Source organism: Anaerocolumna sp. AGMB13025 (assembly GCF_029689925.1).
In the GTDB taxonomy this organism is placed as follows: domain Bacteria; phylum Bacillota; class Clostridia; order Lachnospirales; family Lachnospiraceae; genus Anaerocolumna.
The window spans coordinates 1,874,139-1,892,689 of sequence record NZ_CP121445.1; the positions used below are offsets into that span (position 1 = coordinate 1,874,139).

The 18,551-nt window shown below is 38.5% G+C and carries 13 protein-coding genes and 1 pseudogene; 12 read left to right on the plus strand and 2 right to left on the minus strand.

Annotation, left to right across the window (positions count from 1 at the left end; translation table 11 throughout):
• Positions 1–17 precede the first annotated feature (17 nt).
• The gene (locus tag QA584_RS07660) at positions 18–410 is read right to left on the minus strand and encodes a MerR family transcriptional regulator (protein WP_278273925.1); all 393 of its coding nucleotides are present in this window, start codon (positions 408–410) and stop codon (positions 18–20) included.
• Positions 411–731: 321 nt separating this feature from the next.
• On the opposite strand from QA584_RS07660, the gene QA584_RS07665 reads away from it, so the two are divergent.
• The 11 genes from QA584_RS07665 to QA584_RS07715 all read left to right on the plus strand — a co-directional run bounded on the left by QA584_RS07665 (position 732) and on the right by QA584_RS07715 (position 16,612).
• The gene (locus QA584_RS07665) at positions 732–1,415 is read left to right on the plus strand and encodes a YiiX/YebB-like N1pC/P60 family cysteine hydrolase (protein WP_278273926.1); all 684 of its coding nucleotides are present in this window, start codon (positions 732–734) and stop codon (positions 1,413–1,415) included.
• 468 nt (positions 1,416–1,883) lie between these two features.
• Positions 1,884–2,969, plus strand: a complete 1,086-nt coding sequence (locus QA584_RS07670) for a hypothetical protein (protein ID WP_278273927.1) — start codon at positions 1,884–1,886, stop codon at positions 2,967–2,969.
• Positions 2,970–3,133: 164 nt separating this feature from the next.
• Positions 3,134–4,222 carry an AraC family transcriptional regulator gene (locus QA584_RS07675; protein ID WP_278273928.1) on the plus strand — a complete coding sequence of 363 codons (1,089 nt, stop codon included), beginning with the start codon at positions 3,134–3,136 and terminating at the stop codon, positions 4,220–4,222.
• Between the two features lie 24 nt (positions 4,223–4,246).
• Entirely contained in the window at positions 4,247–5,272 is a 1,026-nt protein-coding gene (locus QA584_RS07680; protein WP_278275125.1) for an AraC family transcriptional regulator, read from the plus strand.
• A gap of 111 nt (positions 5,273–5,383) precedes the next feature.
• Positions 5,384–5,950, plus strand: coding sequence for a TetR/AcrR family transcriptional regulator (locus QA584_RS07685; RefSeq protein WP_278273929.1), 567 nt, complete (start codon positions 5,384–5,386; stop codon positions 5,948–5,950).
• A 105-nt stretch (positions 5,951–6,055) separates the two neighbouring features.
• The gene (gene lon, locus QA584_RS07690) at positions 6,056–8,431 is read left to right on the plus strand and encodes an endopeptidase La (RefSeq protein WP_278273930.1); all 2,376 of its coding nucleotides are present in this window, start codon (positions 6,056–6,058) and stop codon (positions 8,429–8,431) included.
• Between the two features lie 231 nt (positions 8,432–8,662).
• Complete coding sequence (locus QA584_RS07695) at positions 8,663–10,333, plus strand: extracellular solute-binding protein (RefSeq protein WP_278273931.1); 1,671 nt, start codon at positions 8,663–8,665, stop codon at positions 10,331–10,333.
• Between the two features lie 121 nt (positions 10,334–10,454).
• Complete coding sequence (locus tag QA584_RS07700; protein WP_278273932.1) at positions 10,455–11,402, plus strand: ABC transporter permease; 948 nt, start codon at positions 10,455–10,457, stop codon at positions 11,400–11,402.
• Between the two features lie 14 nt (positions 11,403–11,416).
• Entirely contained in the window at positions 11,417–12,298 is an 882-nt protein-coding gene (locus QA584_RS07705) for a carbohydrate ABC transporter permease (RefSeq protein WP_278273933.1), read from the plus strand.
• 57 nt (positions 12,299–12,355) lie between these two features.
• Entirely contained in the window at positions 12,356–15,178 is a 2,823-nt protein-coding gene (locus QA584_RS07710) for an alpha-L-rhamnosidase (RefSeq protein ID WP_278273934.1), read from the plus strand.
• 225 nt (positions 15,179–15,403) lie between these two features.
• On the plus strand, positions 15,404–16,612 hold the full coding sequence (locus QA584_RS07715; protein WP_278275126.1) for a DUF4118 domain-containing protein: 1,209 nt from the start codon (positions 15,404–15,406) through the stop codon (positions 16,610–16,612).
• Positions 16,613–17,151: 539 nt separating this feature from the next.
• Here QA584_RS07715 and QA584_RS28830 read toward each other — a convergent pair.
• A pseudogene (locus tag QA584_RS28830) lies at positions 17,152–17,301 on the minus strand (hypothetical protein); the annotation flags it as partial.
• Positions 17,302–17,657: 356 nt separating this feature from the next.
• Here QA584_RS28830 and QA584_RS07725 point away from each other — a divergent pair.
• A complete protein-coding gene (locus QA584_RS07725; RefSeq protein WP_278273936.1) occupies positions 17,658–18,539 on the plus strand; it encodes an ABC transporter ATP-binding protein in 882 nt (293 codons plus the stop codon).
• Positions 18,540–18,551: the final 12 nt, after the last annotated feature.

The following is an 18,551-nucleotide window of genomic DNA, read 5'->3' on the forward strand; positions in this document are numbered from 1 at the left end:
AAAGTTCACCCAGCGCTTTATTCTTCTTGTTCAGAAAATATACTGGCGAAGGAGGACGCATCCTCTTTATCATAAAGCGCGATTTTTAATTCAATGATATTTAAATTTTTCTTTAGATCCTCTATTTGATTTAATACCATTTTCCGGTGTTCAATCATAATCTGTTTTCTCTGGGCAGAGGTTTCGGCTCCCTGCATCACTAGATCAACATACTTTTTAATATCTTTGATCTGCATTCCAGTATTCTTCAGACAACAAATTAGTTTAATAACGTTTAAATCTGTATCACTAAACTGTCTGTTCCCGGAACGATTCCTTGAGACAAAGGGTAAGAGACCTTCTTTATCATAGAATCGAAGGGTATAGGGGGAAATATTACATATTTCAGCCACTTCATTTATTGTATACATTGATTACTACTCCTTAATTAACATTATATGATGTATATTGTTTTGCATATAAAAGGATAAAAGCTTTAATTAATGTTATTAGTATAATGCGGATTCTCAAAGTTTACAATATTTTAATATCATTATAAAATCTCTCCGGTAAATTAAAATGTGAAATATTGTAAATAATTACAATATATGGTAATCTGAAAATGACATATGCGTAAGCGTTTGTTAAGAGGGGGGGAGATTAGTTTTGATATGTATTAGATCACCAAATAAATTTAAAGTATAAAAGTAAAAGGTTGTCTGTCAATTAAAAATAATTAATGGAGGTTATATATGAAATCTAAAAAAATCCTGTCGGCAGCACTTGCTGCTATATTATCCTTGACTTTATTTGTTGTACCGGCTAATGCTCAAAGCAAAGCAGATTCTGCTAAAGTGACCGCCGATGAAGTATTTACTCAGCAAATGGTAAACCAGACCAGCTCTGCTATTAGTTCAAAAGAAACGGTTGCAGATTTTAAAGCTCCAGCAATGGTAAGAAATGCTAGTGTATCTGCAGCTTCTGCACCTGCGAATTATCCTACCAGAAAAGGTATGATACTGGTTACTAGTGATTTTTACAAAGGCTTGATTCCCACTGGTCATTCAGCCATTGTCTATTCGGCTACACAAGTAGTGGAATCAGTAAGTAGTGGTGTTGTTATGGGCAAGAACGATTGGTGGAGCAGTAAAAATTCATCCGCTGCAGGTTCTGTCAATAGTACAACAGCCGCTCAGGATGCAGCCGCTGCGGAATGGTGTAAAGGTCAATTAGGTAAACCTTATAATTTCAATTATTTCAATATCGGAACACGGAGTTCTTTCTATTGTTCGCAGCTTGTTTGGGCATCCTATTTCGATAACTACCATATTGACTTAAATACGGATGCTTTTAATACTATATTGGGAAATCCGATTCACCCACTGGAATTATTAGCGAATGATTTGACTTACATATCGTATAAATACAATTGGTAGATTTATAACATCAAGCTGGTGTCCCACCAGGTTGATGTTAAACCAGGTTGGTGACACCAGATTGGTGTTAACCAGCCTGGTTCTTAATTTCTTCTGGTAGGAGAGAAAAGTTGAAAAAAAATACAAATATAGAAAGGATACCACAATCTGATTCTTTCAAAAGTTGAAAGAAAATGCAGATATGGGAAGAATACCGTACTGATTCGTTCAAAGGTTGAAAGAAAATGCAGATATGGGAAGAATACCGTACTGGTTCGTTCAAAGATTGAAAGAAAATGCAAATATAAGAAGAATACCATTAACTGATTCGTTCAAAGGTTGAAAGAAAATGCAAGTATGGGAAGAATACCATTAACTGATTCGTTCAAAGGTTGAAAAGATAATACAGGTATGGATTGAATGCCGTAAACGGATTCTTTCAACCGGTTTGTGGCGGTGGCGGTAGCGCCAGCGGGATTGTGATAAGCAATGGGTTTAAAAATGTATAAAAAGGCATTTGGTTTTCTATGTATCTTCGGTTTTGCAGTTTTGATTACAGCCTGCACTGGTCATTCTGCGAATAATTCCGAGGTATTTAATAAGATTCATATAGGTATCGTTCAGACTACACAAAATTCAAATCTCAGCTATATATCCTTCTATGATTCCTCATTGAATTTTTTAAGTGAGAAAAAAATTAAATATGGAGATATGGGGGACGATACACGCCTTCCATTGGTAACAAATGATTCGGTATATGTCGTTCCTTTAGGTCTTGGTAATCGCAAAGAGCTCAAAATTGCCTTAAAGTTTAATAAGGAAACCTGGCAATATAAGAAACTCCCGATTAATCAGCAGGGTACCCTGATGTTTTGTGTGGAAAAAGAAAATCTATATACGACCAATACCTTTAATAATCAGGGAACAATTACTAAGTGCAACACCATAACAAAAGACTTAGAAACCTGGAGCATGGAAGGCGTAATTATAAGCAGTCTGAAATGCTATGATGGAGTTTTATATGCCTGGGGAACACAATCTGAAAATAATGTAGATCAGCCATACCTTTTTCTCTTTGATACCAATCCCTTGAAGTTGAGTAAAAAGATTTCTATTGAGAAAAGCGGTTCCTACCAATATGCTTCTTTCAAAAAAGGCAGTGATATCTATTTTACTAATAATTACACTACTTATCAGGAACGGGAAGGAAACATACTAAGCAAGTATAATATGAAAACCGGTATAATTGAGAATATTCTTCTCGGGGGAAATTCACCCTATCAGATTTTTGAATACAAGGACAAACTCTATATTACCCATTGTGATCCTCTATTTCACCAAGGAAATAAAATCACTGTCTATGATTGCCAGACAGGAAGTCAGACCCTTGTCACTATGGAGAATACGCTGGTACAATGTGAGCTTTACGAGGATTTGCTCTACAGTCGGGATGATCAAAGTCTGTATGTCTATGATATGAATACATTAAAATTAATAGAGAAAAAAAATATTGAAATTCCCCGCAAGGAAGCTAATATGCATTTCCGGATTGTTGGATTCTTTATCAATGATTAACAGGGCCATACTATGTTTAATGTCCTAAAGGAAAGTATAAAGGAAAATTAAAAGAAAGTATAAATAAAAGATAAAGGAAAGTATAAAGGCTAAAAGTTGATATCACCGGCATGAGAGCGTATAATGCTAGTAGAACTTATGTGACAGAAGGTACGAGGTATTATATGGAACGTGACCGTTTTATTCATAGTTTTTATCTGAGAGAAGAAGAAAAGCTTTACAAAAAATTATATCTCCAAAATCCTAAAATTTATGAAGAACCCGTCAGGAGCTGGGAGGATTTTCTCGATCGTTTTGTGGAAAACAATGAGGAGGGGGAAATAAACCTGCCCCAGTTACCGCCTACACCCATCGAAAACCGTTTTACAGAGGAGGAATACTTTTCGCAGGAAATTGTAGAGGAAACCAATATAGTAGTAAATGCAAGATATTGTCCCGCCTTTTTACACGGCTTGGAGTTTATCAAATTAATCTATGTGTTTCAGGGCAGCTGTCTATTCTATTATTCTGGGAAATGGATTGATTTGCAGGCAGGAAATATATGTATTGTAGCACCGGAGGTTGAGCAGACAGTTTTTTCCCATTCCGATGAAGATATAGTCATCAACCTGCTGATCCGCAGGAGTTCCTTTACAGAAGCGTTTCCGGAACTGCTTGAGATTAATGAAGGAGGAATCATAGCGGAATTTTTTTGGAAAATGATCTATCACAGAAGAGGCGCAGAAGTGATGGTTTTTCATAGCAAGCCTTATAAATTGCTGGAAGAAAGCGTAATGGAGCTTTATGAGGAGACATTTTTACTGCCTAAAAAAAGCCGGTTAGTGATGAAAAGCATGATGACTGCTATCTTTGGTTATATATTAAGAATTAACGAGGAGGAAGCGGTATCCCTAAAAGATAATAAAAAGATAGAGAAATACCCACTGATTCAATACCAACAGTATATGAAGCAGTATATCGATACCGTTTCTTTAACAACCCTGTCAAAAGAATTTTTTGTGAGCGAAGGCTATTTAAGCAGATATTTTAAGAAAGAGACCGGCTATACCTTCAGCCATATTTTATTGGAAATGAGGATGAAAAAGGCAGCTGAATTATTAATCAATACCGAGTGTAACATGGAACGGATTATTTCGCTTATCGGTTATAGGGACCAAAGTATTTTTTTCCGTAATTTTAAAGAGGCTTATGGCATGACACCGGCAGTATACAGGAAGAAGAAACGTCAGGCAGAAGTAATGCGGGTATTGTAACAGGAAGGAGGAAGCCCTTTGACTATGGAATTAAGCAAAGAAGAAATCCTATATAAAAGGTTATATGAAAGGATGCCAGAGGAATGGGAGATACCTGTAAGTGATTGGTCGGAGGTGGTCCACAGGTGTCATAGGAATGGTATTAAACTTATTCCGGAAAAAGAACCGACAAAAATGGGAAACGTGTTAAACGAAGAAGACTTCTTTCTATCGAGTCAGGAAGAAGTAAAATGCATAAGGAATTCGCGCTACTGCCCTCCATTTATACATCGGCTGGAATTTATTAAGGTTATCTATGTTCTCAGAGGACAAGTTATCGTGTATCTTAATGATATACAATATGAAATGCAATCGGGTAATTTTTGCATCATTACACCAGGTATAAAACATACGGTTTTTTCTAAGCAGGATGAAGATTCGGTAATTAATATTTTAATGAGGATCAGTTCGTTCTCCAATGCTTTTTCCGGGATTTTAATGGAACAGAATATTTTATCAGATTTTTTCTGGAGAATTCTATATACAAAACACAGTAACCGAATGCTGTTATTTCGCTGCCCCAATGACCCTAAACTGGACCGGTGGGTAGAAAACATATATGTGGAATCAGAGAGAGAATCAGGAGCCAGTAATTTACTGATGAAAAGTTATGCGTTAATCTTTTTAGGGATTGTTATGAGGGAACACTTAAACGAGCTGCAGCTGTTAGAAGAACTAATGGATGATGTATACGTACTACCGGCCATAATTCAGTATATTAAGAATAATATAAAAACGGTTACCATAGAGGAACTTACCAGGAACTTTGAGATGGATGAAAGCGAGTTAAGACACTATGTTGTCAGAGAAAGCGGTTACACTTTTAACTACCTGCTAAGGGATCTCAGACTACGCAAAGCAGTATATTTGCTAAGAAACACGAGTTTGAGCGTGGAGAGAATTATTGAGGAAGTTGGTTACTATAATATAACAAATTTTTACCGTAGTTTCAAAAAGCAGTATGGTAAGACTCCTCAGGAATATCGGGATAAAGAAGGAATACTACTATAAAAGATTTTTCGTGATAAGAAGAGTTGCCAAAATTAAATTATTATAATTATTTTTTATCTATTGACAATAAGTGAATGATCGTTTATTATAGAACTACGTTGAGGTGATATCATGAGAAAAAAAGATGATGAAAAAGAGAGAAGCATAAAAGAAGCGGTAATCAAACTCATTCTTGAGGAAGGTTTCCATGGTGCTTCTATTTCAAAAATCGCAAAGATGGCTGGGGTTTCGCCGGCAACTGTATATATTTACTATGAAAACAAAGAAAACATGCTGCAGAATATATATAATGAATATTCTGAAGATATATTTGATTATTTACTTAGCTGTGTGGACCTTAAGATGGGCGGGCAGCAGCTTATTGAGATACTAATCAGAAGTTATTACAACTACATTATTCAAAATAAGGAAATCTACAGCTTTGTAGAGCAGTTTTCCAACTGTCCCTCTTTAGTCAACAGCTGTTCAGGAAGAAAAGGCATCTGCCATATCTACACACTGATTGAGGATATGAAGAAGAATCAGATTATTAAGAATTACCGATATGACAATCTGATGGCGATTATCTTTTATCCGGTTAAAGCCATCGCAGCAGATAGCCATAAAAGCGAGACTGAGAAAGCAGATTTATTAAAGGAGATGATTGTAATCATACAGAATGCGGTATTAATACAATAGAAGTTTTCAGCGAGATGATTTTGTAATAGGAAACCTGCAAAGAATCTCGCAATTATTAATATTCAATAATAAACGAATATTCATTTAAAGGGAAAGGATGATAGTATGTCAGAAAAGAATAATAACATGGGAATTGTTTTTCCCGTATCCAATACGGTTTTATTGCCAGGGGTTGCAACAAAGTTTTTCATAAAAACACCGGAAGATGGGCAGCTGAAATTTCTAAATGATGAGAATAGTACTAATATTGCCTTGCCATTAAAACAGAATTTAGGGCAAAAAAATCTAAAAGCTGAGGATTTTTACCGTCTGGGGGTAATATTTGAAGTTCATGATACCCAGAAAACAGACAAGGGTATGCTGCTTACTGTTCATATTACCGAAAGGGTAGAAGTAAAGGAAATAAATATTGAAAGCGGGCTGATTTTAGCAGAATATGAGGTCGCCCCGGATAAAACAGACTTAGACCATAAGAGTCAGGAGGATATGCTTGACTATTTAAAGAAAGTAATCCGTGATATCAGTGCAAAATTCCAGGGTGGGGAACAGTATATCAGGATTGTGGACGAGTTTAAGGATTTAAACAGTCTTATTGTATATTTAAGTCAGTATATCCCTGTTTCCAATGAAGAAAGGTATGAACTGCTGGAAATAGAATCTTTAAAAGATAGAAGCCTTCGGTTTATGGATCATCTGCTAAAACAGAAGGAAGCCATTGAATTGCAATTACAGATTTCAGAGAAATTCTCCGAAAAAGCCAATAAATATTACAGGGAATCCGTTCTCAGGGAGCAGTTGAAAGCCATTCAGGAGGAATTAAATGAAGGGAATGAGGACGAGAATAAAAAAGATAAGGATTATCTAACCAGAATTAAAGAAGCTCAGATGCCGTCTGATATTGAAAAGAGCGCACTGGAAGAACTGGATAAATTAAATGCCCAGGGACCTAACAGTTCCGAGTATAATGTTATCCGCAATTATCTGGAACTTCTGGTACAGCTTCCCTGGAAAAAAACCGAACAAAGTGCGATTGATTTGGGCAAGGCCAGACAGACACTGGATGAACAGCACTATGGACTGACCAAGGTTAAAGACCGTATTATTCAACATTTGGCTGTTATGAAACTGAAAAATGATAAAAAAGGCTCCATACTTTTACTGGTGGGACCTCCCGGTACCGGTAAAACCAGTCTTGGCAGAAGTATTGCAGAAGCACTGGAGAGAGAGTATATCCGGTTGAGTTTAGGCGGCATCCGTGATGAAGCTGAAATCCGGGGGCACCGAAGGACTTATATCGGGGCTATGCCGGGCAGAATTATTCAAAGCATCAAAAAGGCAGGAACGAATAATCCGGTCATGGTTCTTGATGAGGTGGACAAGCTGATGACCGGCGGCTACAGTGGAGACCCTGCCAGCGCTTTACTGGAAGTGCTTGATCCGGAGCAAAACAACAGCTTTACCGATCATTATCTGGATCTTCCCTTTGATTTGTCCGATGTTTTCTTTATTGCCACGGCAAATTCCCTGGAAAGTATACCGGGACCGTTGCTAGACCGAATGGAAGTGATTCAGGTTTCCAGTTATACTGTGGATGAAAAATTCCATATCGGAAAAAATTATCTAATACCGGCGGTTTTAGAAGAACACGGCTTGACAAAAGATCAGCTGGTGATAGAAGATGAAATTCTTTATAAAATCATCAATGACTATACTTTAGAAGCCGGAGTCAGAGGATTGAAAAAACAACTGGCAGCCCTTGCCAGAGTGGCTTCTGAGAAGATAGTTTCAAATAAAGCAGAGCTGCCTTATAAGATTTTGGCAGAGGAACTAGAGGAACTTCTTGGCAGACAGGTTTCCAGACATGACAAAGCCCAGCAGGATAATCCGCCGGGAGTTGTTACCGGACTAGCCTGGACCCCGGTAGGCGGCGAAATCTTATTTATTGAAGCTACAGATATGCCAGGAAACGGAGAGGTTATGCTGACTGGTAAACTAGGAGATGTAATGAAGGAATCAGCCAGAATTTCTTTAAGTCTGTTAAAATCAAGGCTGCCTCTTAATACGGTAAACTTTAAAGAAAGGGACCTTCATATCCATGTACCCTCCGGAGCGGTTCCCAAAGACGGTCCCTCCGCCGGAATTGCATTATTCACTGCTCTTGCTTCCCTGATTACAGGTCAGAAAGTGGATTCCAAAATTGCCATGACCGGTGAGATAACCTTAAGAGGTGCCGTACTTCCCATCGGAGGCTTAAAGGAAAAATTACTGGGTGCCCAAAGAGCAGGTATTAATAAAGTTCTTATACCTAGAGACAATCTGATTGATTTAAAGGATGTGCCGGAAGAAGTTAAGAACCAGCTTACCGTGATACCGGTTGAAACCATTGAAGATGTACTGAAAGAAACGCTGGGAATATCCCTGCCGAGAATTGAGCATATGTTTCTGCAAAAGGAAATTAAAGGTTTTTATAAGGAAGCATAAATCATCAAGAGTTTTGACAGTAACTTAAATATTATAAACTACGAGATTCCCCCTAAGCCATATGGTTTGGGGGGATTTCTTTGTATAAACCCTCAAAAGGTCATATAAAACAAGTTTTAGATAGAGTGTTAAATAAAGTGATGAATTGTATAATAAATTTGTACACAACGTACAAAACATCCGGATTGTATAAATGTTGCCATGGTAAAAATGTGAAGGAGGAACAAGTTTATGAAAAGATTATTGGCGGTATTAATGTTGGCCGTACTTATGATGTCCTTATTGGCCGGCTGCGGCGATAAAGGTACTAAAAATGCATCAACAGCAAAAGGGGATAAAGCAGCATCTAATGAAGATAAAATAACTTCCAAGGCGGAAGGTCTAATTCCCATAACCTTCTCTCGTGCACAAGATTCCTCAATGGAAACAGATATCTTTGCTAAAATGAAGGATACAACCTATGAGAAAAATCTGTGGACTGAATTAATTGCAGAGAAACTTGGGTATGATGTGAAGTATTTGTGGATAGCATCAAGCGCAGATTTACAGACCCAGAAATTTAATGCGGCGATGGCTTCCGGGGAGATTCCGGATATTGTCTGTGTTGGAAAATCAGATTTAAAGCAGCTGGTAGAATCAGATTTGGTTATTGATTTAAAGCCTTACTTTGACAAGTATGCAAGCGACTTTGTTAAAAACCTGATTACTTCGGCGGGGGATGCAAGCATAAAGGCTGCAACGTACGAGGGTGTCCAGTATGGCCTTCCTTATGTGGATTGTGATCTGGAAACAGCGCAGATGCTCTGGCTTCGTCAGGATTGGCTGGAGAAACTGAATCTTGAAGCACCTAAGTCGCTAGATGAATTAAAGAAGATTCTCAAAGCATTTAAGGAATATGCGGGAGACGGTGGGGTTGGTCTTTCGATAAGCAGTGATATTTATGGTAATACCTTTGATATCAAAGGCTGGACCAATGCTTATGGCGCATATCCGGGATATTGGATTAAGGATGCAGGCGGAAATCTCGAATATGGCAGCACGACACCGAAGATGAAAGAAGCCCTGGGCGGTCTAGCCGAGTTATATAAAGAGGGGCTTCTGGATTCGGAATTCTATGTAAATGACAGCGATAAAGCCAAGGAAGCTTTAGTAAACGGCAAGTGCGGTGCCATGTATGGTTATCATGCAGCCTCTTTGTGGCCCCTGCAGGACACCGTTGATGCAGATCCGAATGCGGACTGGATGCCTTATATGCTGCCTATGAAAGAAGCAGGAGAAAAAATCACTCCGGGTATACATATGTGTACCGGAAGCTGGTATGCAGTCAGTAAAAACTGCAAAAATCCGGAGGCTTTAATCCAAATGCTCAATCTTTACTGTGAAAAGGTTTTGGATCCTGAATTAAACGAATATAAAGTATACGCAAACCCCGGGGATGGTTTGGAAGGTGTATGGAGACTTTCTCCTGTCACCATTAACAGTCCCAATAAGAACCAGGTAACAGCCCAGGCAATTGCAGAACCTTTAAAAACTGGGGATCCCGGAAAACTTACCGGCGAACAGTATTCCATGTGGGATTATAGTTATAAGGCGTTACAAGGTGATAAAACTTTATGGGGCTGGAACAGGGTTTTTGGTGAAAATGGCTCTCAGCAGTTACTGATGGCTTACCAGAACAGCAGTAATGTTGAACTGGTATACGATAATTTTGTTGGTGCACCGGGAGAAATTATGGCCTCCACCAAGTCTACGCTGGATGATATGCTGGATCAGGAATTCCTTAAGATAATTGCAGGCCAGAGTTCCCTGGATTCTTTTGATAAAGTGGTAAGTGACTGGAAAGCTGCCGGCGGAGATAAGATTACAGCTGAGGTAAATGAATGGTATTCCGATAATAAATAACAAATTTAGTGTGATAAGCTGACCGAAAGAGGCTGTCGCAGGTTCCCTCATCCATCCTCCAGCTGTAAGTAGTCAGAAGCAGGAGGATGGAAAAAAGCATGTCATGGAGGATGATTAGGCAATGGGTGTTAATAGGAACAATAATAAAAGATATGTAAAAAGAAAATATACCTTATCAGTATTCAGAAGGGAACTGCCCTTGCATTTAATGCTCCTGCCGGGACTGATACTAATTGCAGTATTTAGTTACACACCAATGGCAGGTTTGGTTATGGCTTTTCAGAAGTTCATTCCGAGTAAAGGGATGTTTGGAAACCAAAAATGGGTAGGTTTTGACAACTTTACCTATGTATTCGGACTGCCCGGTTTTGATCAGGCTATTAAGAATACAATTATTATTGCATTTTGGAAAATCCTTCTGGGATTACTTATTCCAATCATTTTTGCGCTGCTGTTAAATGAAATACATAGTAATGGTTTTAAAAGAACGGTACAGACCGTCGTTTATTTACCATATTTTCTATCCTGGGTTGTTCTTGGAGGTATTTTTCTGGATATGCTTTCGCCAAGTACGGGTATTGTTAATCATATCCTTCACCAGTTTGGAGTCCAGGACATATTCTTCCTGGGAGACAACCGCTATTTTAAGCCGACACTGATTACCACAGACATATGGAAAAATTTTGGCTATGGAGCAATTGTGTATCTGGCTGCAATTCTTGGTATTGATACGGATCTTTATGAAGCGGCACAGATTGACGGTGCCAACCGTTGGAGGCAGACCTGGCATGTGACTCTCCCAGGTATGAGGATGATTATTGTACTGATGTTGGTTTTAAGTCTTGGAAATGTATTAAATGCAGGATTTGATCAAGTATTTAACCTGTATAGCAAAGCAGTTTATGAATCAGGGGATATACTGGATACGTTTGTCTACCGGATGGGTCTGATTGACGCTCAGTATGGACCGGCTACCGCAGTCGGATTATTTAAATCGATTATTTCCACAATATTTATTTCGGTATCTTACTATTTGGCTCATAAATTTGCGGATTACCGCATTTTCTAAAGGAGGGAAACAGAATGAAAAAATTGACTAAGGGAAGACTTATTTTTCAAATAATCAATTATACAATATTGGTTATTTTGGCTGCACTGTGTCTGTTTCCCTTATTGAATATACTTGCAATGTCATTTTCAAGTGCGACAGCAGTATCTGCAGGCAAGGTATCCTTATTGCCGGTGGATTTTAATATACATGCGTATGAGTATGTAATTGGGAAAAAAGATTTCTGGATTTCATTGTTAAAGTCAGTGGAAAGAGTGATCATCGGTGTACCCTTGATGATGTTAATTACCATTATGACAGCATATCCGTTGTCTAAAGATAAGAATCAACTTAGATTACGAGGTGTGTATGTCTGGTTATTTTTCTTTACCATGCTGTTTTCAGGAGGATTGATTCCGGGTTATATGCTGATTCAGAATCTGCATATGATGGATACCATCTGGGCATTGATTTTACCTTTGGCGGTGCCGGTTTACAATATTGTATTAATGTTAAATTTCTTTCGGGGAATTCCAAAGGAATTAGAGGAAGCTTCCCTGATTGACGGAGCAAATCAGTTTCAGACCTGCTTTCGTATCTATGTACCCTGTGCAAAGCCATCTATTGCAACACTGACCCTATTTTCTTTTATCACACATTGGAACAGCTATTTTGACGGATTGATTTTTTCTAACTTTCCGGACAGCTATCCTTTAGCATCGTTTTTGTATACAGTGGTGGTAAAAAGGGATATGAGCCTGCTAAGCATAGACCAGTATAAAGCATTATCCATGATTGATGACCGGACGATTCGGTGTGCACAGATTTTCATCGCATTAATACCAATCATGCTGATCTATCCTTTTGCACAAAAGTATTTTGTAAAGGGTATGACAGTAGGAGCAGTAAAAGGATAAATAGTGATACAGTTAAAGAATAAGACAGTTAAAATGAAAGACGAGGGATTATAATAGATGCAGATATCAAAACTAATGACACAGAACTTATCTAATCCGCTGGGACTAGGGATAACGAATCCTTGTTTTAGTTATCAATTAGGTTCGGAAAAACAAGGCGATGAACAGACTGCTTATCAGATTCTTGCCGCTACCAAAGAAGAATTACTTGAAGAAGGAAGAGCTGATTTGTGGGATAGCGGCAAAGTTCTGTGCACAGATAATTTTGCAATTCCTTATCAGGGAGCAGAACTTTCCGCCAGGCAGGATATCTGTTGGAAAGTACGTGTCTGGGATGCCTGGGGACAGGTCACAAGGTGGAGTACTACAGCATGGTTTGAACTGGGACTTCTTAAGGAAAACGACTGGATAGCCGAGTGGATTGGACAAGGCGACGATTTTGACGGGGACAAGGCAGCAGCTCCTGCCCTTACAGGAAGTTTTCAGGTCCATAACAGAGCTACCATAAAAAAAGCAAGAGCCTACATCAGCGGTCTTGGCTTATTCCTGGTCAGCATGAATGGAAAGTCCTTGACAGATAACTTATATGAACCTGGAGAAAGTGAGTTCAACCGCCGGGTATTTTACATTACTTATGATATCACACCTTTTTTGACCGAGGGAGAAAATGTATTAGGGATAATACTGGGTAACGGCCAGTATGAGAATTTTGCAGCGGCTCCGGTAATGAAAAAGGGAGACGGTACTCTTTGTGAGTACCACCGTTACCAAAAAGATGATACAATATTTTTAAAGAACGGTATCTGCGGTAATAAAAAGTTAATCGCCCAGGTGGAATTGACCAGAAGGGATGGAACTGTAGAGACTGCATTGGTAAGTAACGAAACCTGGAAAATAACAGAGAGTCCCATAACCTTTCAGAACTGGTATGGCGGAGAGGATTATGATGCTTTGGCAGCCTTAGAAAAAGCAGGCTGGGATACGTCTGGTACAGACAGGACTCAGTGGAAGAATGCCATACCGATGACTCCGCCTAAGGGGAAACTCTCAGCCAGAGAATTTCTTCCCATTCAAATTGCAGAGAGATGGAGGGCAAAGAGCGTTGTGGAGCTGCCAAACGGCAACTGGCTGGTAGATATGGGGAAAAACAGTGCGGGATTTCCCGTACTTAAACTAAAAGATACGCTAAAATATGCCGGAAGAAAAGTCGAGATGTATCCTGCTGAGATTGTAAAGCCGGATGGAAGCGGTGTCGATCAGGCTTCTTCGACGCAAAGCTGTGATACTTTGTTTTCCTGCAGCGTGAAAGACTGCTATACAATTGCAGGAACCGGTGAGGAGGAATGGCACCCTGTATTTTGCTATCACGGATTTCAATATGTGGAAGTAGCAGGCTTTCCTGGTATACCTTCGGTGGATAACTTTGATGGATGTGCCGTCAGGGTAATGAATGAAAAATATTCGGATTTTACAACGGATAATGATATACTAAATAAAATTAATGAGATTACCGACCGATCCATAGAAAGCAATATGATGTCCAGTTTTACCGATTGCCCCCAAATCGAGAAATTAGGTTGGCTTGAAACAACACATCTTATGTTTTCTTCTATGGCAGCCGGTTATGATATACGCAGCTGGATTCCTAAAATAATTCAGGATATGCAGGATGCACAGATTTCAGAAGATATACTGGCGGAGCCTCCTATGGAAGTGAATAACAAGAAGTATCCGGGCTTTGATTTTAAGAGACTTTTAAACAGGGAAACAGAGGATATCGGGTTTATGCCTGCAATTGCACCGGAATATCATCGTATCGGCAGGTTGTTTAAAGATCCTAACTGGGGCGGGGCTTGTATTATGACACCCTGGTATTATTACCTGGAATACGGAGATACCGCGATCCTAAAAGGTGCATATTCGATGATGTGCGGCTATTTGGAGCACCTTAACAAATCAGCCCGTAATGGCGTGCTAAAAGACTATGCCCATATGGGAGAATGGGGGCAGTTAAATGAAAATACACCGGCGGTGCTGGTGGCTACCTGTGCCTTTTACCTCCAGGCGGTTACTGTAAGTAAGGTTTCCGGTATTCTTGGAGACAACGAGAAGATGGAGCAGTATCTTAAACTGGCGCAAAACATAAGGACCGGATTTTATGAAGATATAGAATGTTATCAGCCGGATAGAGAAATCTATGGAAATGACAGCCAGGCCAGCTATGGCTGCGTTCTCTTTTCCGGAATAATAAAGACAGAGAAGAAGGATGCTGTTCTTAAGAAACTATTGGAGGCTGTTCAAAAAACCGGTGATCACCTGACTTCGGGAGAAGTAGGTTTAAAACAGGTCTTTCATGCTCTTGCCTCTGAGGGAAGGAATGATGTAGTATATCGGATGGTCATGAATCCAACACAACCAAGTTACCGACATCATGTGGACCAGGGTTTGACGACACTGCCGGAGTTCTGGAATTATACAGAGCTTTGGAATGGTTTGGGACGTTCCCGCAATCATGCCATGATGGGACATGTAAAAGAATGGATCTCCCGATTTGTCCTGGGAATCAGGCCTTTAGAACCTGGATACCAAAAGCTTGAAATCAAGCCATATATCCAGGAGAATATAAAATCCATAAAAGGTTCTGTATTCACAGTCCGGGGAAAAGCAGAGATGTCCTGCTGTGAACTGGAGAATGGAATTGAATTAAGTGCTGTAATTCCAGTCGGATGCAGGGCGGATATCTATATCCCATGGAGGTCTGAAGGAGCTTTAAGCCTGGTGGGAGAGTTCTGTGAGTCCTGGGAAGTGTTAGAAGAAGGATACATAAAACTCAGTAATATACTCTCGGGAAGTTATAGTTGGAAGGTTAAAAAAGAATAGGAAAAAAGGGTTAGCCTCCTTTGATGATTCTACTTGAATTGTCAAAGGAGGCTAAAACTATATTAATACCTAGAAAGGCACTTGATTATTTTATTGGATGCCATATAATACATATATCATAAAGAGTTGGAGGGATATACTTTTATGTTTCTCATTGCAAATAAAAACAAGAAGGTTACCACAATCATATCAGTTGTAAGAAACTTATTACTAATGGTTTTAATCATGCTCTTATGTACTGGGATTTCAATACTGTTCAAATATGTCAATATGTTTGAGTCTAATTTTATTATGATTTATTTACTAGGTAATTTGGTGTATTCCTATCTCGCTGGAGGTTATTTGTATAGTTTGATGGCATCAGTTTTTGGCGTATTGTTTTATAATTTCTTTTTTACAGAACCGATTTATACACTTCAGGTTTACAATCCCGATTATCCCATAACCTTTATCGTTATGTTTTCCGTTGGATTTATTACAAGCATGCTTACTATAAGAATAAAAAATGAATCACAAATGGTAATCGAACGGGAGGAAAAAATAGCTTCCCTTCATGCGATTGGTAAAAATTTATTAGAAGTAAGCAGTTTGGAACAGTTGGCTAAGGTTACGACAAATAAAATCGGGGAACAGTTCAAAGCATATGTAATTGCGCAATTTTATGATTCTAATGGACTTCATTGTTATAAAGAGGTAGAAGGTGCAAATATATTTGAAAATGAAATTGATAAGGCAGCAATGCAGGAAACCTATCAATCAGGAAGCCCATGTGGATTTGGAACCAACTTGTACTCAGGTGCAAAAGGATATTATACACCGATTTTAAGTCAAAATGGGGTAGTAGGTGTGATCGGGATTGCTTTACAAAATGAAAAAATACTGACGAAAGAGCAAAAGGCATTTATTGATGCAATGATACCTCAGATTGCTGTTGTTTTAGAACGGGAACGATTATACGAAAAACAGCAGGAGGTGCAGCTGCAAATCCAGGGAGAAAGATTACGGGCTGATATGTTACGATCCATATCCCATGATTTACGAACTCCATTAACCGGAATTATGGGGCTTACGAGTACCTTTTTAAATAACTATGATAAAATAGATGATACCGTAAAAAAAGATTTTTTATCTACGATATACAATGATGCGGATTGGTTAAATGAATTGGTTGAGAATATACTTCAAACAACCCGGTTTGAGGAAGGAAAAGTGAAATTAAATGCTGAGCAGGAAGCAGCGGAAGAAATTATTACGGAAGCAATTGCCCATGTAAATAAACGGGAGATCAATCATAAAATACACGTAAAATTACCGGATGATATTATATTGTTTTACGCTGATGAAATGATGGGAAATATAACCAATAAAAATAGAGAGCTTTTTCTGGTAGCCGGTGGAAGCAGATTAGGTGCTGGATTGAGTGCGCAGGAATGATAAACTTTTAAAAGGTTATATTTCCCGGGAGTGGCTGTGATTAGACACTCCCATTTGTCTTAAGCTTAGTTGTTAGGCGCAATGCCTTTAATCAGCAGTTCCGTCCATTGGGCGGTATATGGAAGAACTTTTTGGTAGATATGAGGACTGGAAATGCCTTCTACCAGGGCCTGAAAATAAATCATAAGAAACTCGTCGGAATATTTTAGATCAACCTTGCCTTCTTTGCGTCCACGATGGAATAAATCCAGCATAATACCAGAGCTTTCCTTGTTATATTGCTGCATAATTAAAGTTAGACCATCATCTCCCTTTTTCGTATAAAAATCCATCAGGTCGATATAAAACTGCCGGTTGACTTTCTCTAAATAATGGATTTTATTCTGGCTCATTAAAATGAGAGTTTCCTCAAAGGGTTTATTTTGCACCATGATTTCCTTTGCGGTTTCGCCTAATTTATCTAAAAAAATCTTAAACACTTCATAAATTAAATTATCTTTACTGCCAAAATATTTAAAAACCGAGGTTTTGCTGACATTGGCATTCTTAGCGATTTCATCCATTGTTAGATTTTCTATGCCGGTATCCTGATTCATCAAGTTAAAAGCGGCTTTTAAAACTTGATTTTTTTTATCCTGGGTTCGCTTTATATAACCATCCATTCCTGATTCCTGCTTTCTGATTATCATATTGAAACTGTTTATTCGAAGTTTTTTTGCATTATTCTTTTTCTAATATTATATAGGAATCGTATTGAATTATCAAACAGTTATTTATAAATAGAATAATCTATAGTATTAAATGAGATTACTATTGTTCAAAATAAGCAAAGAAAAGATTTTAATTGTATTTTAATTGACGGATTAGAAAAATAGTTATATAATGAATTCGTAAATGAACTTTGGTTTAAAACAAAGAAAATAATATATAGATATGAACTAATTATATAATAAAAGTTCAAAACAAACCGCGGCGGTTATTACTTTGCTTTAGACTGGAAAGCACGTTATAAAACCTTAAAAAAATAAAAAGGAGTTTTAACGTTATGGAAGAGATTGTTAAAGTGCAGGGATTGCAAAAAAAATTTGGTAAGTTTAAAGCATTACATGATGTTACGTTCAAGGTAAAAGCCGGTGAAGTGGTAGGTTTTATTGGACCAAACGGCGCTGGTAAATCAACAACAATTCGTACGTTGCTTGGTATCATCAACCGTGATGCCGGAGAGGTGAAAATCTTTGGCAGGGATGTCTGGAGGGACAGCCTTGAGATTCATAAAAGGATTTCATATGTTCCAGGAGATGTTTCACTATGGGGCAGCTTAACAGGCGGTGAAATTATCGATTTATTTATAAAATTACATGGTGGTGGAGACAAGGAAAAACGGGACTATCTGATAAAACGTTTTGAGCTGGATCCGAAAAAGAAATCAAAAGGTTATTCAAAAGGGAATTGCCAAAAAGTTGGTTTGATAGCAGCCTTATCGGTGGAATCTGATCTATATATCTTTGATGAACCGACCTCCGGTCTGGATCCCTTGATGGAAGCTGTATTTCAGGATGAGGTAGAAAAAATCAAGCACTCGGGAAAAGCGATTTTACTATCCTCACATATTTTAAGCGAAGTTGAACGTTTAGCAGATAAGGTGGTTATCATCCGTCAGGGAAAAGTAGTTGAAACCGGAACTCTGGATGAATTACGCCACTTAACCCGTTCTACTGTGACGATAGAAACAACCGGTGATGTAGCGGGGATGGCTTTGGTGAACGGTGTCCATGATTTTAAACAAAAGGGCAGCCAGGCTACGTTCTCTGCAGACAATGTATATATCAATGATATATTATCCCAAGCGGCAAAAATAGGTGTTAAGAAGTTTGAGGCGGTGCCGCCTACCCTTGAAGACTTATTTATGCGTCATTATGAGGTTTGACAGGGAATCGGA